The organism is Streptomyces roseirectus (assembly GCF_014489635.1).
Taxonomy (GTDB): domain Bacteria; phylum Actinomycetota; class Actinomycetes; order Streptomycetales; family Streptomycetaceae; genus Streptomyces; species Streptomyces roseirectus.
Genome location: NZ_CP060828.1, coordinates 5,677,218 through 5,701,968, shown reverse-complemented (window position 1 = coordinate 5,701,968; position 24,751 = coordinate 5,677,218). Strand labels below are relative to the sequence as shown.

The window sequence follows — 24,751 nt, the reverse complement described above, 5'->3', positions numbered from 1 at the left end:
GGCCGCAGAACCGACCACCGGACGACGGCGTCACAAAGATCAGACCCCGTCACCATCCGTTGGCCCACGGATCACCCCGGCCCCACCCGCCCCACACCCCCGAGCCTCCCGCACTACCGCCCTGACCTCGACGAACGAACGGCAGATGCACCACACCGACCGCACCTCCACCACCCGCTTCCCCGTCCCCATCGACGCCGCCCTGCGCTCTGCGGGCTGGCTGCCGGGCCGCTGGGACATCAAACAGGCCGAGTTCTGGGCGGACGCCCTCCGCGAACACACGTCCCCCGCCGGCCACCGGCACGCCGTCTTCCCCGCCGCGGTCGAGGCATGGGCCGAGTTCGGCGGCCTGCACATCACACCCACCGGGCCCGGCCGTCAGATCGCCCCCGCCGTCTTCCACCTCGACCCCCTCCACGGCCTCCACCAGGCCCGCACCCTCTCCGACCTCGGCCGCGCCCTCTCCACCGACCTCAGCCCCCTCGGCGCCGAACCCGCCACCCACTCCCTCCTCGCCATCGACACCACCGGCCGCGTCTATGCCCTCGACCACACCGGCGACTGGTACCTCGGCCCCACCATCGACCAGGCCCTCGCCGCCCTCATATCGGGCACCACCCCGACCCGCCTGACGACGGCGTCCTGAACGGCCCAAAAAAACTCGCCGGAGCCGTGAACCGGGCGAGGGGCCCGAAGCGATGAAGGGGTACAAGCGGAAACCAGGCGAAGGAGCCCCCCATCGACCCGACACCCCTCACCCCCTCACTCCACCGCCCTCCCTCCGCGCCCCACCACCCTCACCCCCGCAGCGGAATCACCGCCGACACCCGGAACCCGCCCGCCTCCGTCGGCCCCGACACGAACACCCCGCCCAGCGCGACGACCCGCTCCCGCATCCCCACCAGCCCGTTCCCGCCGGACGGCAACCGCGCGGCCCCCGCCGACAACACCTCCGGCGGCGGCTCGTTCTCCACCTGCATCGCGATCTCCTCCGCACGATGCGCGAGCCGGACGTACGTCTTCGCCCCCGCCGCATGCTTGTGCACGTTGGTCAACGCCTCCTGCACCACCCGGAACGCCGTCTGCTCGATCTCGGCGAGATACGTCCGCACCTCCCCGTCCACCGACAGCGCGACAACCATCCCGGCCGCCGCCGACTGCCCCACCAACTCCTCGACATCCGCCAGACACGGCCCCTCCCCCTCCTCCACCGCACGAGACGCGGCAGCGGCAGCCGCAGCCGAGACAGCGGCCAACGGCGGCGCCCCGGCCGCTCCCGTGACTCCCGCCGCCCCCATCGCTCCCGTCCGCTCACCCCCGCTGCGCAGCACCCCCAGCATCTCCCGCAACTCTGTCAACGCCTGCCGCCCCATGTCCCCGACCAGCGCCGCGTTGCGGACCGCCTTCTCCGGATCCTTCCGCGCCACCGCCTGGAGCGCCGCCGCGTGGACGACCATCAGGCTCACCCGGTGCGCCACCACGTCGTGCATCTCCCGCGCGATCCGCGTCCGCTCCTCACCCCGCGCCCACTCCGCCCGCTCCTCAGCCCGCTCCGCGAGCAACTGCAACTCCCGCTCCAGACTGTCCGCCCGCTCCCGCAGACTCTCCATCAACCGCCGCCGCGCCCCCACGTACAGCCCCAGCAGCACCGGCGGCGCGGTCACGCCCAGCGCAGCCGCGATCGACACGACGGGGACGGCCCAGTCGCCCACGTTCAGATTCGCGCCCGTGGCCGGGCCCTGCTTCAGCCGCACGAACGTCACGACGAGCATCCCCACCAGCGACATCCCCGCCAGCGAGCCGATGATCCGCCGGGGCAGCTCGGTGGCGGCCAAGGTATACAGCCCCACCAACCCCATCAGAAAACCCATCTGCGCCGGCGTGATCGCGATCGCCACCAGCACCACGGCGATCGGCCACTTGTGCCGCACCACCAGCACGCTTCCGGCGAGCACGCCGAACACGACGCCCGCCCACAGCGGGATCCCCGCGTCCCTGGCGAACTTCGTCCCCTCGACACCGCACTCCACCGCCGAGGCGAACCCCAGCCCCAGATCCAGCGCCGCCCCCCGCCACCGCTCCCACCACCACGGCCCTCCCCGGCCCGCGGCCACCTCTTCCCCCGTCCTGGTCATGCCTCCAGCCTACGGGCGCCCCCACCCCGTTTTCCGGAAACTTTCCGCACGGACACCCGACAACGCCCTCGCCCCGCTCATTCGAACAGGTGAACTATTCCTGTTCCCCTCCCGAATCCACGGCCCCAACTGCACGCTATGCCTATGGCACATGCACCCGGCAAATACGCCGACTTCGAGGGACTGCGCACCCAAGCCGTGGCCCTACGCCGCTCCGGGCTCAGCCGACGTCAGATCCGCGACCGTCTCCACGTCGACAACAACGACCTCCTCAACCGCCTCCTCGACGGCGAGCCCGCCCCGGAGTGGACCAAGCGCCCCAACGCGAAGGACGACCTCAAGGCCAGGGCCCGCGAACTCCGCCTCCAGGGCTGGACCTACGACCAGATCCAGGTGGAGCTGGGCTGCTCGAAGAGCTCGATATCCCTGTGGGTACGGGACCTGCCGAAGCCGGAACACAAGAAGCGAACCCATGAAGAGTCATCGGCGATCGCCAAACGCGGCTGGGAGGCGAAACTGCGACTTCGGGACGAGGAGCGGCAGCGCACCAAGCAGTCGGCAGCACAGGAGGTCGGCCAACTCACCGACCGCGAGCTGTTCCTCCTGGGCGCGGGGCTCTACTGGGCCGAGGGCTCGAAGAGCAAGCCGTACGCGCGTCGGGAGCGGGTGACCTTCATCAACAGCGATCCCGACATGATCACGGTCTTCCTGGACTGGCTCGCACTCCTGGCCGTCGAACCAGAACACCTCAGGTTCGCGGTCCACATCCACGAGACCGCTGACGTAGCGCGCGCCGAGCAGTTCTGGGCGGACCACGTGGGCGTCGAGCGGACCACATTCCTGAAGACGACCCTCAAGAAGCACATCCCGAGCACGAACCGCAAGAACATCGACGAGGGCTACCACGGCTGCCTTCGCATCGACGTTCGCAGCGGAACTGAGTTGTACCGTCGCATCGAGGGCTGGTGGTACGGCATAGTAGAAGGCGTTCGGTCGCGCGGCCTTTAGCCTCCTGACCGATATGCCATCCGCCGTGGTGTAAGTGGCAGCACTGGGTCTTTTGGTGTCCTATGTCCGGGTTCGAGTCCTGGCGGCGGAGCACGAAGTTCGGGTCCTGACCGGCAAAGTCCGGTCAGGACCCGCTCTCATGTCCTCCGAGAAACGCCCCGGTATCCTTCGGGTGTCCCCACCCACACAAAGCCGAAGGGCAACTCCGTGAGCGCCATCCGCCCGGCAGCCGTCGTCGTTCTCGCAGCGGGTGAGGGCACCCGTATGAAGTCGGCCACACCGAAGGTCCTGCATGAGTTGTGCGGACGCACGTTGGTGGGTCATGTGCTGGCCGCGGCAGGGGAGTTGAGCCCGGAGAACCTGGTCGTGGTGGTGGGTCACGCGCGGGAGAAGGTGACCGCGCACCTCGCGGAGACGAACGCGGACGTGCGCACGGCCGTGCAGGAGCGGCAGAACGGCACGGGCCACGCGGTGCGGATCGCGTTGGAGGAGCTGGGCGGCGGGGTCGACGGGACGGTCGTGGTCGTGTGCGGGGACACCCCGCTGCTGACCGGCGCGACGCTCGCGGGTCTGACGTCCACACACCACGCGGACGGCAACGCGGTGACGGTGCTGACGGCGGAGGTGCCGGACGCGACGGGGTACGGACGGATCGTCAGGGACGGCGGCACGAACGCCGTCACCGCGATCGTGGAGCACAAGGACGCGTCCGAGGAGCAGCGGGCGATCCGGGAGATCAACTCGGGTGTGTTCGCGTTCGACGGCCAGTTGCTGGCGGACGCGTTGAAGAAGGTGCGGACGGACAACAGTCAGGGCGAGGAGTACCTGACGGACGTGTTGGGGATCCTGCGTGAGGCGGGTCACCGGGTCGGCGCGTCGGTCGCGGACGACCACCGTGAGATCGCCGGTATCAACAACCGCGTCCAGCTCGGCGAGGCCCGCCGCATCCTGAACGATCGCCTCCTCACGCAGGCGATGTTGGACGGCGTCACGGTGATCGACCCGGCGACGACGTGGGTGGACGTGGCGGTGACGTTCGGGCAGGACGCCGTCGTCCACCCGGGGACGCAGCTTCAGGGGGCGACGCACATCGGCGAGGGCGCGGAGGTCGGGCCGAACACCCGGCTGACGGACACCCGGGTCGGGGCGGGCGCGCGCGTGGACAACACCGTTGCCGTCTCCTCGACGATCGGTGAGGGGGCGAGCGTCGGTCCGTTCGCGTATCTGCGTCCGGGTACCCGGCTGGGTGCGCGGGGCAAGATCGGGACGTTCGTGGAGACGAAGAACTCGTCGATCGGCGAGGGCACGAAGGTGCCGCACCTGTCGTACGTGGGTGACGCGACGATCGGTGATTTCAGCAACATCGGTGCCGCGAGTGTGTTCGTGAACTACGACGGTGAGAGCAAGCATCACACGGTGGTCGGCTCGCACTGCAAGACGGGTTCGGACAACATGTTTGTGGCACCGGTCACGGTCGGGGACGGCGCGTACACCGCCGCCGGCTCGGTGATCACGAAGGACGTGCCGCCCGGTTCGCTGGCCGTGGCCCGTGGCCAGCAGCGGAATATCGAGGGCTGGGTGGCTCGTAAGCGTCCGGGGAGCGCGGCGGCGAAGGCGGCCGAGGCGGCGTCCCGGCAGGGCGAAGGCGATAGCTGACCGATAAACGGCTGCGCCGAACAGGGCGTACCGTGATAAGTGCACACCCGCACCCACCAGCTGAGACGATCCCTCACGCCCAGTTGTGAGGTCACACAGTCGCGCGGCTGAGACACCTCTGAGGAGACAGTGCTGTGACCGGGAACAAGACGACCGGCGAGAAGAAGATGATGTTCTTCTCCGGCCGCGCCCACCCCGAGCTTGCCGAGGAGGTCGCCCACCAGCTGGGGGTCGGTGTCGTTCCGACGAAGGCCTTCGACTTCGCGAACGGCGAGATCTACGTCCGCTACGAGGAGTCGGCGCGTGGCGCCGACTGCTTCGTGATCCAGAGCCACACGGCTCCGATCAACCAGTGGATCATGGAGCAGTTGATCATGATCGACGCGTTGAAGCGGGCGTCGGCGCGGTCGATCACGGTGATCGTGCCGTTCTACGGCTATGCGCGCCAGGACAAGAAGCACCGCGGTCGTGAGCCGATCTCGGCGCGGCTGATCGCGGATCTGATGAAGACGGCGGGTGCGGACCGGATCCTCACGGTGGATCTGCACACCGACCAGATCCAGGGCTTCTTCGACGGCCCGGTGGACCACCTCTTCGCGCTGCCGCTGCTGGCGGACTACGTGGGCGAGAAGGTCGACAAGAACAAGCTGACGGTCGTGTCGCCGGACGCGGGCCGGGTGCGGGTGGCCGACCGCTGGTGCGACCGGCTCGGGGCGCCGCTGGCGATCGTCCACAAGCGCCGGGACAAGGACGTCGCGAACCAGGTGACCGTCCACGAGGTCGTGGGTGAGGTCAAGGGCCGGGTGTGTGTCCTGGTGGACGACATGATCGACACCGGTGGGACGATCTGTGCCGCGGCGGACGCGCTGTTCGCGCACGGTGCGGAGGACGTCATCGTGACGGCGACGCACGGTGTGCTGTCGGGGCCCGCGGCGGACCGGCTGAAGAACTCGCGGGTGAGCGAGTTCGTGTTCACGAACACGCTGCCGACGCCGGGTGAGCTGGCGGCGAGCCTGGACAAGCTGACGGTGCTGTCGATCGCGCCGACCATCGCGAGTGCGGTGCGTGAGGTGTTCGAGGACGGTTCGGTGACGAGCCTGTTCGACGAGCAGTGAGGTTTCTGCACGCTCTGAGCTGATCGTTTTGGGTGCGGCCTGTCTCCCCGAGTACACTGCGAAAGTTGCTCGGCGAGGGAGGCCGTATCTCATTCATGGGATAGGGCGGTCCGTTATCGACGCGCTCTTCGTAGCAGGCCGATGTTCGGCCGGGTGACCTGTCCTTCGTTACCCGAGTTCTACGAGGAGTTGATCCCCATGTCCGAGGTCAAGCTCGCCGCCGAGGTCCGCACCGAGTTCGGCAAGGGCGCCGCCCGCCGGATCCGCCGCAACAACCAGGTTCCGGTCGTCCTGTACGGGCACGGCACCGAGCCCCAGCACCTGACCCTGCCGGGCCACGAGCTGCTGCTCGCGCTGCGTACGCCGAACGTCCTGATCTCCCTGGACATCGACGGCAAGGGCAACGAGCTGGCGATCCCGAAGGCCGTCCAGCGTGACGCGATCAAGGGCTTCCTGGAGCACGTCGACCTGCTGCTGGTCAAGCGTGGCGAGAAGGTCACGGTCGAGATCCCGGTCCACACCGAGGGTGAGCTGGCCGCCGGTGGGAACCTGCTGGAGCACGTGCTGAACGCGCTGCCGGTCGAGGCCGAGGCGACGCACATCCCCGAGGCCGTCACCGTCTCCGTCGAGGGTCTTGAGGCCGGTGCCTCCGTCCTCGCCAAGGACATCACGCTGCCGTCCGGTGTCTCCCTCGCCGTCGAGGAGGACGCTGTCGTCCTCCAGGTCCTCGCCGCGCAGGCGGAGGAGGCCGCCGAGGCCGCGGGCGACGAGGCTGCCGAGGCCTGAGCCTTCGGCTTCCACGCCGGTTAAGCTCCGAGCCGCCGTTCCCCTTCCGGGGGCGGCGGCTTCGCCGTGTATCTAGGAGATTCCTCTCATGACCACCCCCACGTCCACCGAGCCCTGGCTGATCGTCGGGCTCGGCAATCCCGGGCCCGAGTACGCGATGAACCGGCACAACGTCGGTTTCATGGTGGCCGATCTTCTCGCCGAGCGGATGGGGGGGCGGTTCAAGCGGGCCGGGAAGGCGCAGGCGCAGGTGCTGGAGGGGCGGCTCGGTGCGCCCGGTCCGGCCGGCCGGCGGGTGATCCTGGCCAAGCCCATGTCGTTCATGAACCTCTCCGGCGGGCCGATCAACGCGCTGCGGGACTTCTACAAGGTGCCCCTCGCGAACATCGTCGCCGTCCATGACGAGCTGGACATCGACTACGGCACGCTGCGTCTGAAGCTCGGCGGCGGGGACAACGGGCACAACGGCCTCAAGTCCATGACCAAGTCCATGGGGCCCGCCTACCACCGGGTCCGCTGCGGCATCGGCCGCCCGCCCGGCCGTATGCAGGTCGCCGATTTCGTCCTCAAGGACTTCTCGGCCACCGAGCGCAAGGAGCTCGACTGGTTCGTCGACCGGGCGGCGGACGCGGTGGAGGCGCTGGTGACGGAGGGGCTGGAGCGGGCGCAGCAGACGTACAACTCCTGAGCTACCCGCAGGGGGCTACCCGTAGGGAGTTACCCCTCCGGCGCCCGTCCCTGACCAGGCAACATTGACGGACCGCGGGGGCATGGCCAATGATCCCCGCCATGCCAGCCTCCCGTCGTCGCCGGGCGGCCCCGCCCCGTCGTTCGTCGTCGGCCGCCCTGCGTGCCGGACGGCTCGCGTCGATGGGACTGGTCGCCCTCCTGATCCTGATCGCGGGCGTCTGGGCGTCCTGGGGGACGGCACAGCATGTGATGCTGCCCGGCGGCCGGGAAAAGGGGACGGTGGTGGTGACACAGTGCGGCGAGGAATCATGCACGGGCCCCTTCACCCCGGTGTCGACAGGAGCGACCGCCCGTAGATCCCTGACGATCGCCGAGCCGATCGCCCTGAAGGTCGGCCAGACCTACTCCGTGGTCATAAAACCCGACTCCGACGCAGGCGTCCGCTCCGGCCCCGCCGGCATCCTCTACGCCTGGGTCCCCCTCGGCGGCGCCCTCCTCCTCGCCTCGATCGTCGTCGCCGGCGGCCTCCGCAAGTCCCGCCTGGCCTGGCTGATGGCGGGTTCGGGCGTGGCCCTGGTGACGGCGGCGTTCCTGACGGTGTGACCCGGAGGCCGCGCGCGGCCATGTCGGACGACGATGACGCCCGCGCCGCCAACCGAGCCCGCCCCGCGTTCCCCGGCCAACCCGTCCGCATCGTCCGCGCCACCCGGGCCCAGGCCCGAGAAGCGGCCCCCTGAACCGGCCCCGACCGGCACGGCGTCCCGCCGGAGGGCGAAGCGCCCGCGCGCCGCAAGCCCCAGCCGGGCTCGCGGCACCCCTCTGCCACGCACCGCCCGGCCGGGCAGCGATGACGTCCGCGTCACCCGCCGAGTCCGCCGCACCCCGTACTCCCCCGACCGCCCCGCCCACACCATCCGCACCGTCCGGCGGAACACCCCGACCAAGCCGAAGGGCGCCCCGGTTGCCCGGAGCGCCCATTCAACTCGCCGAGTGTCAGCCGGTGTTGCGCAAACCCGCTGCCACGCCGTTGACGGTGAGGAGCAGGGCCCGGGACAGGACCGGGTCGGCCGGGGCGCCTGCTGCGGCGGCGTCCCGCTGGCGCTTGAGGAGGGCGACCTGGAGGTAGGAGATGGGGTCGAGGTAGGCGTCGCGGATGGTGAAGGTCTGCTTCAGGACGGGGGTGGCGTCGAGGAGTTCGTGTTCGCCGGTGACGCGCAGGACCTCGGCGACGGTGAGTTCGTGCTCGGCCTTGATGGTGTCGAAGACGTGCTTGAGGTCGTCGGGGACGAGGGTGTCGACGTAGTGGGCGGCGATGCGGAGGTCGGTCTTGGCGAGGGTCATCTCGACGTTGGAGATGAAGTTGCGGAAGAAGTGCCACTGTTCGTGCATCTCGACGAGCACGGTGTCCAGGCCCGCTTCCCGCAGCGCCTTGAGGCCGGAGCCGACGCCGAACCAGCCGGGGACGATCTGCCGGGACTGGGTCCAGCCGAACACCCACGGGATGGCGCGCAGGCCGTCGAGCGAGACTCCCGAGCCGGGCCGGCGTGAGGGCCGGGAACCGAGGTGCAGGTCGGCGAGCTGGTCCACCGGCGTGGAGGCGAGGAAGTACGCCGGCAGGTCCGGGTCCTCCACCAACTCCCGGTAGGCCGCGTGCGCCGCGTCGGAGACGACGTCCATCGCGGCGTCCCAGCGGGCGAGCGCGTCGTCGGACTGGCGGGGGGCGGTGTGCAGGGCGGACGCCTGGAGGGTGGCGGCGACGGTCAGTTCCAGGTTCTCGCGGGCCAGCGAGGGGATGAGGTACTTGTCGGAGATGACCTCGCCCTGTTCGGTGACCTTGATCTCGCCCTCCAGGGTCCCCCAGGGCTGCGCGAGGATCGCGTCGTGCGAGGGACCGCCCCCGCGGCCGACGGTGCCGCCGCGGCCGTGGAAGAGCCGCAGCCGTACCCCGTACCTGTGGGCTACATCGCGCAGTCGGCGCTGCGCCCGGTGGATCTCCCACTGCGAGGTCGTGATACCCCCGAACTTCGACGAGTCGGAGTACCCGAGCATGACTTCCTGGACGTCACCCCTGAGAGCCACGAGCCGCCGGTAGGAGGGGTCGGACAGCATCTCCTCCAGGATGGTGTCGGCCGCCTTCAGCTCGTCCGTCGTCTCCAGGAGCGGCACGATGCCGATCTTCGCCCACCCGGCGTGCAGGTCGATCAGACCGGCCTCGCGGGCGAGGACGGCCGCCGCGAAGACGTCGTCCGCGCCCTGGCACATCGAGATGATGTACGACTCGATGACCTCGGGGCCGAACACTTCGAGGGCCTTCTTGACCGTCTCGAACACGCCGAGGGTCTTGGCTCCGGCCGCGTCGACGGGCGCGGGCGTGCCGGCCAGCGGGCGGCGTGAGCGCAGCTCCTTCGCGAGGAGCTTCGTCCGGTACTCGCGGGGCATGTCGGTGTAGCGCCAGGACTCCTCGCCGAGCCGGTCGAAGAGCTGGCCGAGGGCGTGGTGGTGGGCATCGGCGTGCTCGCGGACGTCCATGGTGGCGAGCTGGAGGCCGAACGCGGCGAGCGTGCGGATCGTCCGGTTCATGCGGCCGTCGGCGAAGAGGCCGCCCCGGTGCCGGCGCAGGGACGTCTGGATGAGGGTGAGGTCGGCCAGCAGCTCGGAGGTGCCGAGGTAGTCGCGGCCCTCGGCGTGCGGGATGCCCTGGGCGAGGCGCGTCTTGGTGTTCTCCAGCTTCTGCCGGATGCAGGTGGCCTTGAGCCGGTAGGGCTCCTCGGCGTTGAGGCGCTTGTAGCGGGGGCTGATCTCCGGGAGGCGTTCGAGGTCGAGCGCGAGGGAGTCCAGTAGCTCTTGGGTAGCACCGGTGTAGCGGATGGAGTTGGAGAGGAAGCCGCGCAGTTCGTCGATGGTCTCCAGCGCGTCGTTGATGCCGTGCTCGTGCTGGAGGATGAGGACGTCCCAGGTCACCTGGGGGGTGACGTTGGGGTTGCCGTCGCGGTCGCCGCCGATCCAGGTGCCGAAGGTGAGGGGGCGGGTGTCGTCCGGGAGGGTGACGCCGACACGTTCCAGTTCGGCGGTCAGGTCCTCGAGGACGTCGCCGACGGCGTTCGCGTGCAGTTCGTCGAGGTAGTAGACGGCGTTGCGGGCCTCGTCGGCGGGCTCGGGGCGTACGACCCGTAGTTCGTCGGTCTGCCACACCAGGTCGATGTTCTCGGCCAGCCGGGTGTCGTACCTGCGGCGGTCGGACTCGATGACCGGTGTCTCCAGGAGCGCGGCGATGCGCCGCAGCTTGTTGAGGACGGACCGGCGTGCGGCCTCGGTCGGGTGGGCGGTGAAAACGGGGCGGACGTTCAGGTTCCGGACCGTCTCGCGGACGTGCTCGGGGTCGGCGTCCTTGAGGCGGTCGGCGGTGCGGGCCAGCAGGCCGCCCTCGGCGGCGCGGCGGGCGCGCAGCTCGCGGCCGCGGTGGACCTGTTCGGTGACGTTGGCGAGGTGGAAGTAGGTGGAGAAGGCGCGCACCAGCTTGGCGGCGGTCTCCAGTTCGGTGCCGCGCAGCAGCTCGGCGGCGGCCTCGCCGTCCTCCCGGGTGAGGCGGCGGACCTTCTCGACCAGGTCCAGGAGTTCGGGACCTTCCTGCCGTACGAGGGTCTCGCCCAGGAGGTCGCCCAGCCGTCGGATGTCGGCGCGCAGCTCGGCGGAGGTGGTCTCCTGGGGAGCGGTCTGGTCGTCGGCACTGCTCACAGGTGCGGCTCCTTGCAGTGGTGAAGCTCGTCTGGCATCTGGAGGAAACCCGGAGGTCAGGCGGGTACGCGGCTGACTGTCGCATACCGGCCGGACATCAGGGAAGAAACAGAGCGGACCGCGCTGTCCGACCGAGTCCAAGGATAGGTGTCCGACGGCACGCGCAGACGGTCGGGCTCTTGCCGCACCGGTGCGCACTGCCATACTTACGACGCCGTAGGTTACGGAACCGTAGGAAACCGTCCTCGGCGAGGGCCGGCAGGCCCCAGGTATCCGATCCACACCCTCGACCCCACAGGGGACGCCCCATGGCCACAAGCTCCGATGTGATCGACGACGCGCCGGAGGCGACGCCCAGCGCGCCGACGCAGTCCGCGACGCTGGGCGGGGAGCAGAAGCGTTCGATCGAGCAGATCACGCTCCTCCTCTTCATCATCGTTCCGTTCCTCGCGATCCTCGCGGCGGTGCCGCTGGCGTGGGGCTGGGGGGTGAGCTGGCTCGACCTCGGTCTCCTGGTCGTCATGTACTTCCTGGGCTGCCACGGGATCACGGTCGGTTTCCACCGGTACTTCACGCACGGTTCGTTCAAGGCGAAGCGTCCGCTGCGGGTGGCGCTCGCGGTCGCCGGGTCGATGGCGGTGGAGGGGCCGGTGGTGCGGTGGGTCGCCGATCACCGCAAGCACCACAAGTTCTCCGACGCGGAGGGTGACCCGCACTCGCCGTGGCGGTTCGGGGAGACGGTCCCCGCGCTGCTGAAGGGGCTGTGGTGGGCGCACATCGGCTGGATGTTCGACGAGGAGCAGACCCCGCAGGACAAGTACGCGCCCGACCTGATCAAGGACCCGGCGATCCGTCTGGTCTCGCGGACGTTCATCGTGTGGGCGTTCCTCTCGCTGGCGATCCCGCCGCTGGTCGGCGGCCTGGTGACGATGTCCTGGTGGGGCGCGTTCACGGCGTTCTTCTGGGGTTCGCTGATCCGTGTCGGTCTGCTGCACCACGTCACCTGGTCGATCAACTCGATCTGTCACGCCGTCGGCAAGCGCCCCTTCAAGTCCCGTGACCGTTCCGGGAACGTGTGGTGGCTGGCGGTCCTCTCCTGCGGGGAGTCCTGGCACAACCTGCACCACGCCGACCCGACGTCCGCGCGGCACGGTGTCGAGCGCGGGCAGATCGACTCGTCGGCGCGGCTCATCCGCTGGTTCGAGGCGTTGGGGTGGGCGTACGACGTGCGCTGGCCGTCACGCTCGCGTATCGATTCCCGCCGCAACACGGACGAGGGCGGCGCCCGACGGCGGAAGGCGAGCCTCGACGCGGCATGATGGACGCTGTGGCCATCGATCCCAGCAGCACCGAGAGCAGTGAGAAGCCCCGGCGCGCGCGCCGGACCCGGATGACCGGTGCGGAGCGGCGTCAGCAGCTCCTGGAGATCGGCCGGACCCTCTTCGCCGCGAAGGGGTTCGAGGCGACGTCGGTGGAGGAGATCGCGGCGAAGGCCGGGGTCTCCAAGCCGGTCGTGTACGAGCACTTCGGGGGCAAGGAGGGGTTGTACGCGGTCGTCGTGGACCGTGAGATGCGGCGTCTGCTGGACATGGTCACCAGCTCCCTCACCGCCGGGCACCCCCGCGAACTCTGCGAGCAGGCCGCGTTCGCGCTCCTCGACTACATCGAGGAGTACACGGACGGCTTCCGCATCCTCGTCCGCGACTCCCCCATCCCCCAGTCCACCGGCTCCTTCGCGTCCCTCATCTCGGACATCGCGACGCAGGTCGAGGACATCCTCGGCCGCGAGTTCAAGAGCCGCGGCTTCGATCCCAAACTCGCCCCCCTCTACGCCCAGGCCCTCGTCGGCATGGTCGCCCTCACCGGCCAGTGGTGGCTCGACGTCCGCCGCCCCAAGAAGGCCGAGGTCGCCGCGCACCTGGTCAACATCGCGTGGCACGGGTTGGACGGCATGGAGGCGAAACCCCACTTGATAGGGCGCCGGAAGTCGTAGCGAACCCTCGAAAGAGTGAGACCTATGGAGCAGAGGGTTAATCTTGTGCCACCATGGGTCCATGACTGAGATCACGATCAGCGCGGCTCGGGCCCAACTCGGCGACCTCGTCCGCCGCGCCGCCCACGGCCGCGAGACCATCGCGCTCACCGACCACGGGCACGTGGCGGCGCTGCTGGTTTCGCCGCAGGTGATAGAGGATTTCGAGGATGCGCTGGCGTTCGCCGACTACCAGCGGCGCAAGGCCGAGGGAGTTCTTGAGCCGGGCATCCCCATGGCGGAGGTACGCAAGCAGCTGGGACTCGAACAGAAGTGACCTACGAGATCGTCTTCGAGCCGCACGCCCTGAACGCCGCAGCTCGTTTCCTCGAAGAGGACCCGAACGGCCTCGCCCTGCTCCTGGACACCATCGACAAGCTCGCCGATGATCCTCGGCCGACCGGATCGTACGCATACGGTTCACCCGACCTCCGCCGTCTGCGCGTCGGCGACTACCGGGTCCTCTACGTGATCGACGACGAGGTGATCCACATCCTCGTAACCCACCTGGGCCGCACCCCGTAGCGGTCGCCTCGGACCCGGAATCCCGTCCATGGGAGGGATCACCATGACTGCCGAGCCGGTCTCCAGCACGCGTTGGCCTGTGCCGCCGCCCGAGGGTTACACGGTGGACGATCTGTTCACTCTGCCGGGTTCGCCGTGAGATGACCGTCGTCCTGAACAGCTGTAACGGCCCGAAGCCGGACATCGCAAGTACGCCGCCGCGGGCATCCGGCACTTCTGGCTGGTGGAGATGAGCGACACCGATCCGCACCCCGTCGTCCGCGTCTACGAACTCGACCCCGTGACCAGGTCCTACGGGCTGACCGGAACCTTCCACGGGCACATCAAGGTCACCGCGCCCTTCGACATCGAGATCGACATCAGCATGGACGCGCTGGACCGGCTGTAGGCCGCCTGCTCTCCGTCACGCCGCCTTCGTCGCCACCGCGAACAGGCGGCGGAACGGGAGGACTGTGCCGTGGGGCCTGCGGGGGTAGGCCGTGCGGAGGAGGTCGCGGTATTCGTGGACGAAGGTGTCGCGGGCCTCGGGGTCGTCGGCGAGGGCGTCGAGGGCGGGGCGCAGGCCGGTGCCCTTGACCCAGTCGAGGACGGGGTCGTCGCCAGGGAGGACGTGGAGGTAGGTGGTCTGCCAGACGTCGGCCGTGCCGCCGAGCCGCGCGAGGTAGGTCTCGGGGGTGTGGACGGAGCCGTGGGGACGCAGGACGTCGGCGAGGCGGGACTTCCAGCGTGGGCTCGCGGCGAGGTCGCGCATGAGGGTGTGGAGCGGGGCGTCGGTGTTGTCGGGGACCTGGAAGGCGAGGACCCCGCCGGGGGCGAGGGCGTCGAGCCAGGCAGGGAGGGCGTCCAGGTGGCCGGGGACCCACTGGAGGGCCGCGTTGGAGATGAGGAGGTCGTACGGCTCGTCCGGGGTCCAGGTCGTGAGGTCCGCGTGGGCGAAGTCGAGGTTCGGGCCGGCGTGCGTCTGCGCGTCGGCCAGCATCCGGGGTGAGTTGTCGTAGCCGGTGACGTGGGCGGTGGGCCAGCGTTCGGTGAGGAGGCGGGTGACGTTGCCGGGGCCGCAGCCGAGGTCGGCGATGCGGGGGCGGGGGCCGGGGAGGTCGGGGACGCGGGCGAGGAGGTCGGTGAAGGGGCGTGCGCGGTGGCCGGCGTGCCGGAGGTACTGGGCGGGGTCCCAGGAGGGGCTGGTCATGTTCTCACCCTGCCCCTTTGATTCTCTCGACGTCAAGAGACTCGACATCAAGAGACTTCATGTCGACACAACCACTACACTGATCGCCATGGAGGACGAGGTCGATCGGCTGGTCGCGGCGTGGCGTCGGGAACGCCCGGACCTCGACGTGGAACCACTTGAGGTACTGAGCCGGGTCAGCAGGCTGGCCCGCCACCTAGACCGGGCCCGCCGGCTCGCCTTCGCGGAGCATCAGCTTGAGCCGTGGGAGTTCGACGTCCTCACGGCCCTGCGCCGGGCAGGCGCCCCCTACCAGCTCTCCCCCGGCCAACTCCTCACCCAGACCCTCGTCACCTCCGGCACCATGACCAACCGCATCGACCGCCTCACCCAAAAGGGCCTCGTCGAACGCCTCCCCGACCCCACGGACCGCCGCGGCGTCCTCGTCCGCCTCACCCCGGAGGGCCGAGACCGCGCCGACCAGGCCCTCGCGGGCCTCCTCACCCAAGAGCGCGCGATCCTCGCGGAACTCTCCCAGTCCCAGCGAGTAGAACTGGCCGGCCTCCTACGCCAGTTGACGGCCCCGTTCGACAACATCCCGGGCTGAGGGCTGGGTTGGCGGCTGACGCCGGGCTGGCGGGCTGGGCTTACCAGGGTCGGCGAGCTGAGCGCTTTTAGGGGCGCGGGGCTGTGTCTAATATGCGGCTCCGCCGCGTGGGCGCGAGAAACCACAACGCACCCGCACACGCCCCGCCACAACTCCCCCCACCCCCTTGGGCGTTACGCCAACTGCCCGCCCCGCTCCACCACTTCACCGGCGAGATCGACGGGCCCGACCCCCGCCCGCCGCGCCAGCGCGACCGCCGCCAGCGTCGAGTGCACGCCCAACTTCCCGAGCACGTTCTGCATATGGGTCCGCACCGTGTGCGGGGACAGGAACAACCGCTCGGCAACAGCCTTACGCCCGAGCCCGGCGACCATGCACCGAAGAACCTCACGCTCACGGGGAGTCAGAGACTCCACCAACCGCTCACTCTCGGTGCGATGCTTGCGCGCGGCCGTCAACTCCCGCAGCACACCGGTAAGCAACGCGGGCGGCAGATGCGTCTCGTCCCGCAGCACCCCCCGGATGACGGTGAGCAGCCGGGACAGCGAACAGTCCTTGGCGACCCACCCCGACGCCCCCGCCTGGAGGGCCAGCGCAGCCCGCCGGGGATCGTCCTTCTCCGCGAGGACGACGACCCGGACGTACGCCTGGGACGACCGCACGGCGGAGACGAGGGAGATGCCGTCCACGTGCCCGTTCTCACTGACCTCGTGGACGGACGGCGCGGGCCGCAGTCCCGTGACGACGGCGCCGAGATCGGCGTCGACGAGGAGCACATCGAACCGGCGTCCTTCCGCCGCGGCCCGTTCCAGACTGCGCAGCGCGGCGGGCCCACTGCCGGCCGCGGACACCTCGACGTCCGGCTCGGCCGCGAGCGCCGCGGCCAGCGACTCGGCGAAGATACGGTGGTCGTCGACGACCAGAACTCGGATGCGAACCACGAAACCCCCTCCCCCAACGCCCCTCGCGGAGCTGGGGATACCCCAGAAAAAGGTCCGAGAACGACGGCTGCGGGTACGACGCCCGTGGCGGGTGCCGCACGGCCGCCGCCGTGCGCGTACTGCTACCCCCACCGCGAGTGCCGTACCCGACTGTCTCGCCCCCTGATCGGCACCGGCCCCCCGCCGGCGCTGTTCACAGAGTAGGGCCGGGAGCACGGAGCGGAAGCAGTTTCACAGAACTGGTCGGCGGACGCGTTTATGGTGAGGCGCATGTTCAGCTTTGAGACGGAAGTGGACAATGCCCGGCGCGCGCTGCTCCGTTCGCGCCTGCGTGCGGCGAACACGGAGGCGTCTCCGGCGCTTCGGGCGCTGCACGACGTCCACGAGACCCCGTTACACATCTGGGCGACCGCCCCCGGCAACCCCCTCTGCGGCGGCCTCGTCGGCCATACCTGGGCGAACTGGCTCCACGTGGCGTTCCTCTGGGTCGACCCCGCCCACCGCGGCACCGGCCTCGGCACGAGCCTCCTCACCCAAGCGGAACGCATCGCCCACACCCAACACGCCTGCACGGCCGTCCGCTTGGAGACCTGGGACTTCCAAGCCCCCGACTTCTACCGCAAGTTGGGCTACGACGAGGTCTGCGCGATCCCCGACTACCCGCCGGGCGTCACGGAGTTCACGTTCACGAAGCGACTGGGGTGACCGCCGGGCGCCGCTACTCCGGGGCGAGCCCCATGTCCTTCGGGCTGTAGCGGGGCAGCTCCGTGGTCTCGATCTTCCAGGTGCCCAGCTCCGTGACCACGGTGACCGGTTCCCCGTACGGCATGTGCAGCCGGTTGTCGTAGCCCGGACGCCCTTCGGCCCGGACAATGCCCCACTGGTAGGTCCAGGTCCCGTCGCGGGGGTCGAGGATCAGGTAGTGGGGGATGCCCATGGCGGGGTAGTCGCGGGACTTCTCCCGGTAGTCGTTCTCCGGGTTCGAGGGGGAGACGATCTCGATCGCGAGGGCGATCTCGCGGGGGTCGAGGGGACCGTCGGTCTCCATGGCCTCGTCCGTGCAGACGTGGAGATCCGGGATGCGCAAGGTGCCGAGGGACTCGTCGTCGGTGTCTGTCGCCTCGAACACGGCCAGCCCTTCGGAGAGCTGGGCGTCCAGTTGCCTCCGCACCCGCATCGCGGTCAGCTGGTGGCGCGGCCGCGGGCTCAGCATCATGACGATCTTCCCGTCACTGATCTCGGGCCAGGCAAAGCCGGGCGGCGGAGTGAAGTGGTCACGCATGGCGCGCAGCCGCCGGTACAGGGTCTGCTGAGTCATGGGTCCTCCCACGTCCAGCATGAAGGCGACACCTCAGATCAGGAGCAGCGGAACCTTCCGCTTCCGTAAACTCCCTTTCACAGCCCCCTCACAGCCAAGCCTTGTCAACCCCCGTTTCTCGGCCAGGTTGGCAAGGCTTCGCCATGCGTGCCGGGGTCGTACGGGGAGTCGAACAACCGGCGCTCAGCTGGGAGTTCACCGGTGTGGCAAGTTCGGCCGGGATGGTACCCACGCTTGCCCGACGCCCCTTGACCCGTCCTTGAGGCGCGCCCATGTTTGAGGCGTTGCCGGTGGAAAAATGCGATGTGAGGATGGCATGGGCATGACAGGGAGATGGCGTGCAGGGATGGTCGTGGGGCTGGTCGCGTTGGTGGCGGCCTCGATTGCTCCGGCGAATGCCGTGGCGGTCGACAACAACGGTGAGGGGAGGCTCGTCAATGTTGTGCGGGCGTTGCCCGGGGACGAGGGGCTGAGTGCCGATGGGTCCGTGGCGGGGGCGTTGAAGGCCGATCCAGCCGACCGGGACAAGAAAGTCAGGGCCGACCAGTTGGCGACCACCGCGCCGCCCGACCGGGAAGCGGCCGTGACGGACGCGGACGAGGCGCACGCGCTGGCCGTCAAGAGCGGGGCCGAATACGGGACCGCCAGTGAGGAGTTGGCGGCCGGTGAGGTCAGCACCTTGCAGGAGGACGACATCACGCCGGAGGAGTGCCGGGAGAACAGTGATCTGTCGTGGCGGGCGGAGGGGTGGATCAAGAACCACTTCTCGTACTGCCAGATCACGGTCCTCACGGCGGAACAGTTCCGCTGCTGGACCATCTTCTGCGTCCCCGCCGGCGCGTTCAGCGGGCGTATCACCCACATGGGGTACGCCTACGACGGGCTGCGGGACGTCGACTGGAAGGTGTACGTCGACGAGATCAGCTCGTGGGGCACCAGCGACGCGGGGAGCCTGAAGATCGAGGCGGACTGCGCGGGGTCGACGTCGGACGCGTGTGTCTCCGGCGGGTTCGACCAGGTGACGAAACTCGTACCGCAGTGGGAGGCCGACTCCGAGGGGTCGTTGCTGTTCCACTCGTGGGCGGATCCGGCGGACGCGTCCAGGGGTGAGCAGGTCAAGACGGGGACGTTCTCGTTCGAGTACGACTTCCGGGCCGACGGCGGGAACAAGAGCGCGGACGGGCCCGTCACCAGCGTCCGCTTCGACTCCGCGTGGTACCTGCCGAAGAAGGAGGGGTCGATCTTCGACCGGGTGACGCCGTGGCTGAGCTACAGCACGAAGGACTCCGAGGTCAACGAGAGCGCGTGGCACATCCGGGACGCGCAGGATCACCCCGAGTCGACGTACCCCCGTGTCGACGGCAAGCGCGTTCCGGGGGCCTCGGCCGCCGATCCGCTGCGGCGGCTGTACCACGACACCGCGCGGCGGGACGCGAACCGGGAGCGGTTCGCCGTCCCCGTCTGCCAGGCGCGGTGGCCGGGGTATCCCGAGCTGAGTCAGGACTGTGACGAGTATCCGTTCTCGGCGACGTACGAGGGCGCGGCGCGGCATCTGTACCAACCCGGGGTGCCGTACGGGCAGTTCTCGGTGCGGCCCGTGCTGTTCAGTGACAACCAGGAGGCGGGGAGCCGGCTGGGGGCCTGGTACGGGCGGGACCGGATTCTCGACGGGGACCGGTTCTACGTCCGCATCGTCGACTGATCGCCGGGCGTCAGTGGCCAGAAGCGTATGACGTACCGCTCGGTGCCGTCGGGTACCGGGCGGCCCGTCATGGCGAGTTCGAGGGCCGTCTCGCAGCCCTCGGTCGTCGTGCGCAGGGCGTAGCGGCCGGGTGGGCCGACCTCGAAGATCCCCTCGCCGGGGCCCATCGTCAGCGTCCACAACTGGACGTGTCCCGACGGGAGTTCGATCTCGTCGTCGTCGCCCTGCGCCTCCGGCTCCGCCGGTTCTGTCGGCCAGGACTCCAGGCGGACGAGGGCCCGGTGGTCGGGGGCGCAGCTCACGAAGTCGATCCGGCCGGGGTGGATCGTCACCGGTTCGTCCTGCGGGTGTCGGCCCTCGGGCCAGGTGTCCGTGTCGACGTCCATCAGGCCGAACAGGCGGCGTTCCACGAGGATCAGCTCCTCGTGGGTCCTCGTCCGTTCCATCGCCGGGCTCCTTTCCCGCGGCCGTTTACCGCGTTCGTTTCCGGCGGGCACTTTGCATTACCTTTACCTTATGACCGCCCTGTATCTCGCCGCCCAGCCCAAAGAACCCTCGGAAGACGGGATCACCGGGTGGGTCACCAACCTGATCGAGACCATCGGAGGGCCCGGCGCCGGGCTGGCGATCGCCCTGGAGAACCTCTTTCCCCCGATCCCGAGCGAGGTCATCCTCCCGCTGACCGGGTTCGCGGCGGGGCAGGGTGTGCTCAGCCTGTACTCGGCCCTCTTCTGGACGACCCTCGGGGCGACGGTCGGGGCGGTCGTCCTCTACTGGATCGGCATGCTGGTCGGACGGGACCGCGTCCACGCGATCTGGGCCAAGCTCCCGTTGGTGAAGCCGGCGGACCTCGTCCGCACGGAGGAATGGTTCGCCCGGCACGGCACCAAAGCCATCTTCCTCGGCCGCATGCTCCCCGTCTTCCGCAGCCTCATCTCCGTCCCCGCCGGCGTCGAACGCATGCGCCTCCCCACGTTCATCGCCCTCACCACCCTCGGCTCCCTCATCTGGAACTCCGTCCTGATCATGGCCGGCTACTGGCTCGGGGATCAGTGGGAACTCGTCGAGGCGTACGTGGGCGTGCTGTCGAAGGTGGTCGTGGGGCTCGCGGCGGTCGGGCTGGTGCTGTTCGTGATGGTGCGGGTGCGGAGCCGGGGTCCGAAGGCGCGGCATCGGCGGACGACGTGACCTTGCGGCGCGGTAGCGTTACGTTCCATCCAGGGAAGGACAGGGTTCGTTCGTGAACGGACGGAAGGAAGGCCCGCCGCCATGACCGCCCACCCCATCGACACGCCATCGGTCCCTCCCCTGCGCACCATCGGCGAACTCCGTGCCGCGCTCACCATGGGCTACGGCTTCCCCGGCGACGCCGACGACTTCGAGGCCGAACTGGCTCGCGAGATCAACCACGCCGACCCGGCCGACCTCACCGGCATCGTCCGCCTGGTGGAAGAGTTCCGAGGACGGATCGCCGCCCGGCAGGACCCGGCGTTCGACGCGGCCGTCGGTGCGGCGGTCGCGGAGATCCAGGAGGCTCGGAGGACGGCGGAGTGACCGACGCGTCGCGACCGACCATCGCCGAGATCACGCACGAGGCGCTTTCCCGCTGCGAGGCCATCGGGGCGGGCGCGCTCGAAGCCGTCGAGGCGCTGAGAGCCTGTGTCACATCCCCGGTCGGATCAGCGCGCGTCGTCTGATGCTCCCCCAAGCTCTGACGAGCAGGGGGTACCCCCAGATCGCAAGGCGCCGGAGCGCCCGCGACGGGGGTGCCCCCTGGTCGAGCGAAGTCGAGAGCTTGGGGGAGTGCGTGCCAGACGGCGGGCGCCCGGCCGGGAATGTGACACAGGCGCTGAGGGCGGAGTTGGAGAAGAACCCGGCGCTCGGCCGCCAAGCCCGCAGTGCCACCGGCGGGATGAAGCTCTGCACGACCCGGATCGAGGGCACGGACTCCCGCCCGCCCCTGACCGTCACCTACGTCTACGACGCCCCTCCGCCTGAGCCCGGCATCGTCCGTATCGCCCTGGTGACCCCGGCGCTGTTCTCATGACCGGAGAAGCGGTCCCCGCAGGCAAGTAACCTGCGGGAACCGCTTCTTGTGCGGACTCGCCCCGAAGTCAGGCCAGTCGCCGCGCCCCGGGTGCCGGGACTGCTTCGAAGACGCGGGGGGCCGTGAAGCCGGCTGTCGCGAAGGCTTCTTCGATGGTCTTCGTGATACTGGCGACGTCGGACTCCTCCGCGAGGACGATGGCCGAGCCGCCGAAGCCGCCGCCCGTCATGCGGGCGCCCAGCGCGCCGGCTGACAGGGAGGAGTCGACCACCAGGTCCAGCTCCGGGCAGGAGATGCGGAAGTCGTCGCGGAGAGAGGCGTGGCCTTCTACCAGGACGGGGCCGATTTCGCGGGCGTCGGCGCCGGTGGTCATGAGGGTGACGACGCGTTCTACTCGTTCGTCTTCCGTGACCACGTGCTTGACCAGGCGGCGGATCTCCTCGTCGTCGATGCGGGACAGGGCCTCGGGCAGGTCGGCGTAGGGCACGTCTCGGAGGGCTGTCACGCCCAGGATCGCGGCGCCCTCCTCGCAGCCGGCACGACGTTTGCCGTACTCGCCCTCGCTGTGGGCGTGCTTGACCTGGGTGTCGACGACGAGGAGGCGGAGCCCTTCGGAGGTGAGGTCGAAGGGGATCTGCTTCTGGGAGAGGTCGCGGGTGTCGAGGAAGAGGGCGTGGCCTTCTTCGCAGCAGGCGGAGGCGGTCTGGTCCATGATGCCGGTGGGGGCGCCCACGTAGACGTTCTCCGCGCGCTGGCACAGGCGGGCCAACTGCCAGCGCTGGAGGCCGAGTTCGTAGAGGTCGTTGAGGGCGAGGGCGACGACCACCTCAAGCGCGGCCGAGGAGGAGAGGCCGGCGCCGGAGGGGACCGTGGAGGACAGGTGGATGTCCGCGCCCCGGACGGGGTGGCCCGCCTCGCGCAGCGCCCAGACCACGCCCGCCGGGTACGCCGTCCAGTCGGTGTCCGAGCCCGGCTCCAGGGCCGTCACCTCGACGACACCGGCGTCGATGTCGGCGGAGTGCAGGCGCAGGACGTCGTCCTCGCGGCGCGAGACCGCCGCGATCGCCGTGTGCGGGAGGGCGAACGGCATGACGAAGCCGTCGTTGTAGTCGGTGTGTTCACCGATGAGGTTGACGCGGCCGGGGGCCGCCCAGACGCCTTCCGGGGCGGCCCCGTACAACTCCTCGAAGCCGTCCCGGACTTGCTGTGCGCCCAACTCAACTCTCCTTAGAAATCTGCTGCGTGAAAGCCCACGCGTCGGCGACGATACCCGCGAGGTCCGTGCGGGACGGCCGCCAGCCCAGCCGCTCGCGCGCGGTGGCGGCGGAGGCGACGAGGACGGCGGGGTCGCCGCCGCGCCGGGGGACGACGACCTCGGGGATGGGGTGCCCGGTGACCTTGCGGACGGTGTCGATGACCTGCCGGACGGAGAAGCCCTCACCGTTGCCGAGGTTGCAGATCAGGTGCTCGCCCGGCGTCGCGGCCTTCAGCGCCAGCAGGTGCGCGTCCGCGAGGTCGGCGACGTGGATGTAGTCCCGGACGCAGGTGCCGTCCGGCGTCGGGTAGTCGTCGCCGTAGACGGAGATCGCGTCCCTGCGACCCTGAGCCACCTGAAGTACCAGGGGGATGAGGTGCGACTCGGGGTCGTGCCGCTCGCCCTGCGCCCCGTAGGCGCCCGCGACGTTGAAGTAGCGCAGCGAGACCGCGCCGAGGCCGTGCGCCCCGGCCTCGCTGGTGATCATGTGGTCGACCGCGAGCTTCGTCGCCCCGTAGGGGTTGGTCGGCTTGGTGACGGCCGTCTCGGGGATCGGCACCGACTCCGGCTCGCCGTACGTGGCGGCCGTCGAGGAGAAGACCAGCTTGCGGACGCCCGCCTCGCGCATCGCGCCCAGCAGGGCCATCGTGCCGCCGACGTTGTTGTCCCAGTACTTCTCAGGTCGTACGACCGACTCCCCTACCTGGGAGCTGGCGGCGAAGTGCAGGACCGCCTCGAAGGAGGAGTCGAGCCACTTGCCCGCGTCGCGGATGTCGCCCTCGATGAAGGTCGCGCCCGCCGGGACGCCCTCGCGGAAGCCGGTGGAGAGGTTGTCGAGGACGGTCACGTCGTGGCCGGCCTCCAGGAGGTGCTGGGCCACCACGCCGCCGACGTAACCCGCCCCGCCCGTGACCAGGTACTTGCTCATGAACTCGCTACCTCTCGCAATCGCTCGGCCGCGCGCTCCGGGGAGATGTCGTTGATGAACGCGCCCATCCCCGACTCGGAGCCCGCGAGGAACTTCAGCTTGCCGGAAGTGCGTCGGATCGTGAAAAGCTCCAGGTGCAGCGCGAAGTCGTCGCGGCTGACGCCGTCGAACTCCTCCAGCTGGCCGAACGGCGCCTGGTGCCAGGCGGCGATGTACGGCGTCACGGGCTGGTCCTCACCGAAGATCCGGTCGAAGCGCCTCAAGAGTTCCAGATAGACCTTGGGGAACTCTGTGCGCGCGTCCTCGTCGAGCCCGAGCAGGTCAGGGACCCGGCGCTTGGGGTAGAGGTGCACCTCGTAGGGCCAGTGCGCCGCGTACGGCACGAACGCGACCCAGTGTTCACCCTCCAGGACGACCCGGTCGTCCGCGAGTTCCCGCTCCAGGACGGCGTCGAACAGGTTCTCCCCGCCGGTCGCGTCCTTGTGCGCGGCGACCTGGCGCAGCATCAGGGCGGTGCGGGGCGTGGTGAAGGGGTAGGCGTAGATCTGCCCGTGGGGGTGGCCGAGGGTCACCCCGATCTCCTCGCCCCGGTTCTCGAAGCAGAACACCTGCTGGACGGAAGGAAGATGCGACAGCTCGGACGTCCGGTCGGTCCACGCCTCCAGGACCAGACGCGCCTGCTCCTCGGTGAGGTCGGCGAACGACGCGTCGTGGGCGGAGGCGAAGCAGACGACCTCGCAGCGGCCCGAGTCGCCGGCCAGCGAGGGGAAACGGTTCTCGAAGACGACGACGTCGTACGACGAGTCCGGGATCTCGCTCAGGTTGTCGCCCCGCGTCGGGCACAGGGGGCACTGGTCGGCCGGGGGGTGGTAGGTGCGGCCCTGCCGGTGGGAGGCGATCGCGACCTCGTCACCGAGGAGGGGGTCCCGGCGTACCTCCGAAGTGGTGACGGTCCGGTCGAGTGGGCGGCGGTCCACCGCGTCGCGCACCGAGTCGTCCCGCAAGTCGTAGTAGATCAGCTCACGACCGTCGGCCAGCCGGGTCGAGGTCTTCTTCACCGTCGGACGCTCCGTCCCTCATCCCACACTCAAACAGAACCAAAC

At 69.6% G+C, this 24,751-nt stretch carries 27 protein-coding genes, 1 tRNA gene and 1 pseudogene; 20 read left to right on the top strand and 9 right to left on the bottom strand.

Features of this window, described 5'->3' with window-relative positions; genetic code table 11:
- The first annotated feature begins 145 nt into the window (after positions 1-145).
- Positions 146-646, top strand: a complete 501-nt coding sequence (locus IAG44_RS24335) for an SUKH-3 domain-containing protein (protein WP_187749190.1) — start codon at positions 146-148, stop codon at positions 644-646.
- 151 nt (positions 647-797) lie between these two features.
- Here the strand turns inward: IAG44_RS24335 and IAG44_RS24330 are convergent, their stop codons facing one another.
- Positions 798-2,135 carry a sensor histidine kinase gene (locus tag IAG44_RS24330; RefSeq protein WP_187749189.1) on the bottom strand — a complete coding sequence of 446 codons (1,338 nt, stop codon included), beginning with the start codon at positions 2,133-2,135 and terminating at the stop codon, positions 798-800.
- A gap of 144 nt (positions 2,136-2,279) precedes the next feature.
- On the opposite strand from IAG44_RS24330, the gene IAG44_RS24325 reads away from it, so the two are divergent.
- The 7 genes from IAG44_RS24325 to IAG44_RS24295 all read left to right on the top strand — a co-directional run bounded on the left by IAG44_RS24325 (position 2,280) and on the right by IAG44_RS24295 (position 7,993).
- Positions 2,280-3,143, top strand: a complete 864-nt coding sequence (locus IAG44_RS24325) for a hypothetical protein (RefSeq protein WP_187749188.1) — start codon at positions 2,280-2,282, stop codon at positions 3,141-3,143.
- A 19-nt stretch (positions 3,144-3,162) separates the two neighbouring features.
- A tRNA-Gln gene (locus IAG44_RS24320) sits at positions 3,163-3,234 on the top strand.
- 116 nt (positions 3,235-3,350) lie between these two features.
- Positions 3,351-4,799 (top strand): bifunctional UDP-N-acetylglucosamine diphosphorylase/glucosamine-1-phosphate N-acetyltransferase GlmU, encoded by a 1,449-nt coding sequence (glmU, locus tag IAG44_RS24315; protein WP_187749187.1) that lies wholly within the window; start codon positions 3,351-3,353, stop codon positions 4,797-4,799.
- A 134-nt stretch (positions 4,800-4,933) separates the two neighbouring features.
- Positions 4,934-5,914 (top strand): ribose-phosphate diphosphokinase, encoded by a 981-nt coding sequence (locus IAG44_RS24310; RefSeq protein ID WP_187749186.1) that lies wholly within the window; start codon positions 4,934-4,936, stop codon positions 5,912-5,914.
- Between the two features lie 198 nt (positions 5,915-6,112).
- A complete protein-coding gene (locus IAG44_RS24305) occupies positions 6,113-6,700 on the top strand; it encodes a 50S ribosomal protein L25/general stress protein Ctc (RefSeq protein WP_187749185.1) in 588 nt (195 codons plus the stop codon).
- An 88-nt stretch (positions 6,701-6,788) separates the two neighbouring features.
- A complete protein-coding gene (pth, locus tag IAG44_RS24300) occupies positions 6,789-7,388 on the top strand; it encodes an aminoacyl-tRNA hydrolase (protein ID WP_187749184.1) in 600 nt (199 codons plus the stop codon).
- Between the two features lie 101 nt (positions 7,389-7,489).
- Positions 7,490-7,993, top strand: coding sequence for a hypothetical protein (locus IAG44_RS24295; protein ID WP_246562032.1), 504 nt, complete (start codon positions 7,490-7,492; stop codon positions 7,991-7,993).
- A 390-nt stretch (positions 7,994-8,383) separates the two neighbouring features.
- On the opposite strand, the gene ppc is transcribed toward IAG44_RS24295, so the two are convergent.
- Complete coding sequence (gene ppc / locus IAG44_RS24290; protein ID WP_187749182.1) at positions 8,384-11,125, bottom strand: phosphoenolpyruvate carboxylase; 2,742 nt, start codon at positions 11,123-11,125, stop codon at positions 8,384-8,386.
- A 308-nt stretch (positions 11,126-11,433) separates the two neighbouring features.
- Between ppc and IAG44_RS24285 the strand changes: the two genes are divergently transcribed.
- From IAG44_RS24285 to IAG44_RS24265, 5 genes and pseudogenes are all read left to right on the top strand, one after another.
- Positions 11,434-12,444 carry an acyl-CoA desaturase gene (locus IAG44_RS24285; protein WP_187749181.1) on the top strand — a complete coding sequence of 337 codons (1,011 nt, stop codon included), beginning with the start codon at positions 11,434-11,436 and terminating at the stop codon, positions 12,442-12,444.
- Complete coding sequence (locus IAG44_RS24280) at positions 12,441-13,118, top strand: TetR/AcrR family transcriptional regulator (protein WP_187749180.1); 678 nt, start codon at positions 12,441-12,443, stop codon at positions 13,116-13,118. Before IAG44_RS24285 ends, IAG44_RS24280 begins: the two co-directional genes overlap by 4 nt.
- A 61-nt stretch (positions 13,119-13,179) precedes the next feature.
- Entirely contained in the window at positions 13,180-13,434 is a 255-nt protein-coding gene (locus IAG44_RS24275; RefSeq protein ID WP_187749179.1) for a type II toxin-antitoxin system Phd/YefM family antitoxin, read from the top strand.
- Positions 13,431-13,682 carry a type II toxin-antitoxin system RelE family toxin gene (locus IAG44_RS24270; protein ID WP_187749178.1) on the top strand — a complete coding sequence of 84 codons (252 nt, stop codon included), beginning with the start codon at positions 13,431-13,433 and terminating at the stop codon, positions 13,680-13,682. Before IAG44_RS24275 ends, IAG44_RS24270 begins: the two co-directional genes overlap by 4 nt.
- A gap of 43 nt (positions 13,683-13,725) precedes the next feature.
- A pseudogene (locus tag IAG44_RS24265) lies at positions 13,726-14,070 on the top strand (hypothetical protein).
- 15 nt (positions 14,071-14,085) lie between these two features.
- Here IAG44_RS24265 and IAG44_RS24260 read toward each other — a convergent pair.
- Positions 14,086-14,871 carry a trans-aconitate 2-methyltransferase gene (locus IAG44_RS24260; RefSeq protein ID WP_187749177.1) on the bottom strand — a complete coding sequence of 262 codons (786 nt, stop codon included), beginning with the start codon at positions 14,869-14,871 and terminating at the stop codon, positions 14,086-14,088.
- 88 nt (positions 14,872-14,959) lie between these two features.
- Between IAG44_RS24260 and IAG44_RS44325 the strand changes: the two genes are divergently transcribed.
- Positions 14,960-15,457, top strand: coding sequence for a MarR family winged helix-turn-helix transcriptional regulator (locus IAG44_RS44325; protein ID WP_187749176.1), 498 nt, complete (start codon positions 14,960-14,962; stop codon positions 15,455-15,457).
- A gap of 173 nt (positions 15,458-15,630) precedes the next feature.
- On the opposite strand, the gene IAG44_RS24250 is transcribed toward IAG44_RS44325, so the two are convergent.
- Complete coding sequence (locus IAG44_RS24250) at positions 15,631-16,398, bottom strand: LuxR C-terminal-related transcriptional regulator (protein WP_187749175.1); 768 nt, start codon at positions 16,396-16,398, stop codon at positions 15,631-15,633.
- Positions 16,399-16,668: 270 nt separating this feature from the next.
- Between IAG44_RS24250 and IAG44_RS24245 the strand changes: the two genes are divergently transcribed.
- A complete protein-coding gene (locus tag IAG44_RS24245) occupies positions 16,669-17,103 on the top strand; it encodes a GNAT family N-acetyltransferase (protein ID WP_246562021.1) in 435 nt (144 codons plus the stop codon).
- A gap of 13 nt (positions 17,104-17,116) precedes the next feature.
- Here IAG44_RS24245 and IAG44_RS24240 read toward each other — a convergent pair whose 3' ends face one another.
- Complete coding sequence (locus IAG44_RS24240) at positions 17,117-17,716, bottom strand: Uma2 family endonuclease (RefSeq protein ID WP_187749173.1); 600 nt, start codon at positions 17,714-17,716, stop codon at positions 17,117-17,119.
- Between the two features lie 322 nt (positions 17,717-18,038).
- On the opposite strand from IAG44_RS24240, the gene IAG44_RS24235 reads away from it, so the two are divergent.
- The gene (locus tag IAG44_RS24235; RefSeq protein WP_187749172.1) at positions 18,039-19,418 is read left to right on the top strand and encodes a NucA/NucB deoxyribonuclease domain-containing protein; all 1,380 of its coding nucleotides are present in this window, start codon (positions 18,039-18,041) and stop codon (positions 19,416-19,418) included.
- Here IAG44_RS24235 and IAG44_RS24230 read toward each other — a convergent pair.
- Positions 19,397-19,864, bottom strand: a complete 468-nt coding sequence (locus tag IAG44_RS24230; RefSeq protein WP_187749171.1) for a hypothetical protein — start codon at positions 19,862-19,864, stop codon at positions 19,397-19,399. The genes IAG44_RS24235 and IAG44_RS24230 overlap by 22 nt on opposite strands.
- Before the next feature lie 70 nt (positions 19,865-19,934).
- Here IAG44_RS24230 and IAG44_RS24225 point away from each other — a divergent pair, with 70 nt between their 5' ends.
- The 4 genes from IAG44_RS24225 to IAG44_RS24210 all read left to right on the top strand — a co-directional run bounded on the left by IAG44_RS24225 (position 19,935) and on the right by IAG44_RS24210 (position 21,465).
- On the top strand, positions 19,935-20,606 hold the full coding sequence (locus IAG44_RS24225) for a DedA family protein (protein WP_187749170.1): 672 nt from the start codon (positions 19,935-19,937) through the stop codon (positions 20,604-20,606).
- 81 nt (positions 20,607-20,687) lie between these two features.
- Entirely contained in the window at positions 20,688-20,972 is a 285-nt protein-coding gene (locus IAG44_RS24220) for a hypothetical protein (protein ID WP_187749169.1), read from the top strand.
- Positions 20,969-21,115 carry a hypothetical protein gene (locus tag IAG44_RS24215; RefSeq protein ID WP_187749168.1) on the top strand — a complete coding sequence of 49 codons (147 nt, stop codon included), beginning with the start codon at positions 20,969-20,971 and terminating at the stop codon, positions 21,113-21,115. Before IAG44_RS24220 ends, IAG44_RS24215 begins: the two co-directional genes overlap by 4 nt.
- 110 nt (positions 21,116-21,225) lie before the next feature.
- Complete coding sequence (locus IAG44_RS24210) at positions 21,226-21,465, top strand: hypothetical protein (protein ID WP_187749167.1); 240 nt, start codon at positions 21,226-21,228, stop codon at positions 21,463-21,465.
- A 67-nt stretch (positions 21,466-21,532) separates the two neighbouring features.
- Here the strand turns inward: IAG44_RS24210 and galK are convergent, their stop codons facing one another.
- From galK to galT, 3 genes are read right to left on the bottom strand one after another with little or no spacing between them, the layout of a single operon-like run.
- A complete protein-coding gene (gene galK / locus IAG44_RS24205) occupies positions 21,533-22,681 on the bottom strand; it encodes a galactokinase (protein WP_187749166.1) in 1,149 nt (382 codons plus the stop codon).
- Between the two features lies 1 nt (position 22,682).
- Positions 22,683-23,648, bottom strand: coding sequence for a UDP-glucose 4-epimerase GalE (gene galE / locus IAG44_RS24200; protein WP_187749165.1), 966 nt, complete (start codon positions 23,646-23,648; stop codon positions 22,683-22,685).
- On the bottom strand, positions 23,645-24,706 hold the full coding sequence (gene galT, locus IAG44_RS24195; protein ID WP_187749164.1) for a galactose-1-phosphate uridylyltransferase: 1,062 nt from the start codon (positions 24,704-24,706) through the stop codon (positions 23,645-23,647). Before galT ends, galE begins: the two co-directional genes overlap by 4 nt.
- Positions 24,707-24,751 lie beyond the last annotated feature (45 nt).

Excerpts from the sequence above, each read along its gene's own strand:
- IAG44_RS24335 (WP_187749190.1), top strand. The coding sequence starts at position 146 with ATGCACCACACCGACCGCACCTCCACCACCCGCTTCCCCGTCCCCATC.
- IAG44_RS24330 (WP_187749189.1), bottom strand. The coding sequence starts at position 2,135 with ATGACCAGGACGGGGGAAGAGGTGGCCGCGGGCCGGGGAGGGCCGTGG.
- IAG44_RS24325 (WP_187749188.1), top strand. The coding sequence starts at position 2,280 with ATGGCACATGCACCCGGCAAATACGCCGACTTCGAGGGACTGCGCACC.
- IAG44_RS24305 (WP_187749185.1), top strand. The coding sequence starts at position 6,113 with ATGTCCGAGGTCAAGCTCGCCGCCGAGGTCCGCACCGAGTTCGGCAAG.
- pth (WP_187749184.1), top strand. The coding sequence starts at position 6,789 with ATGACCACCCCCACGTCCACCGAGCCCTGGCTGATCGTCGGGCTCGGC.
- IAG44_RS24295 (WP_246562032.1), top strand. The coding sequence starts at position 7,490 with ATGCCAGCCTCCCGTCGTCGCCGGGCGGCCCCGCCCCGTCGTTCGTCG.
- IAG44_RS24285 (WP_187749181.1), top strand. The coding sequence starts at position 11,434 with ATGGCCACAAGCTCCGATGTGATCGACGACGCGCCGGAGGCGACGCCC.
- IAG44_RS24280 (WP_187749180.1), top strand. The coding sequence starts at position 12,441 with ATGATGGACGCTGTGGCCATCGATCCCAGCAGCACCGAGAGCAGTGAG.
- IAG44_RS24275 (WP_187749179.1), top strand. The coding sequence starts at position 13,180 with ATGACTGAGATCACGATCAGCGCGGCTCGGGCCCAACTCGGCGACCTC.
- IAG44_RS24260 (WP_187749177.1), bottom strand. The coding sequence starts at position 14,871 with ATGACCAGCCCCTCCTGGGACCCCGCCCAGTACCTCCGGCACGCCGGC.
- IAG44_RS44325 (WP_187749176.1), top strand. The coding sequence starts at position 14,960 with ATGGAGGACGAGGTCGATCGGCTGGTCGCGGCGTGGCGTCGGGAACGC.
- IAG44_RS24245 (WP_246562021.1), top strand. The coding sequence starts at position 16,669 with ATGTTCAGCTTTGAGACGGAAGTGGACAATGCCCGGCGCGCGCTGCTC.
- IAG44_RS24240 (WP_187749173.1), bottom strand. The coding sequence starts at position 17,716 with ATGACTCAGCAGACCCTGTACCGGCGGCTGCGCGCCATGCGTGACCAC.
- IAG44_RS24235 (WP_187749172.1), top strand. The coding sequence starts at position 18,039 with ATGACAGGGAGATGGCGTGCAGGGATGGTCGTGGGGCTGGTCGCGTTG.
- IAG44_RS24230 (WP_187749171.1), bottom strand. The coding sequence starts at position 19,864 with ATGGAACGGACGAGGACCCACGAGGAGCTGATCCTCGTGGAACGCCGC.
- IAG44_RS24225 (WP_187749170.1), top strand. The coding sequence starts at position 19,935 with ATGACCGCCCTGTATCTCGCCGCCCAGCCCAAAGAACCCTCGGAAGAC.
- IAG44_RS24220 (WP_187749169.1), top strand. The coding sequence starts at position 20,688 with ATGACCGCCCACCCCATCGACACGCCATCGGTCCCTCCCCTGCGCACC.
- galE (WP_187749165.1), bottom strand. The coding sequence starts at position 23,648 with ATGAGCAAGTACCTGGTCACGGGCGGGGCGGGTTACGTCGGCGGCGTG.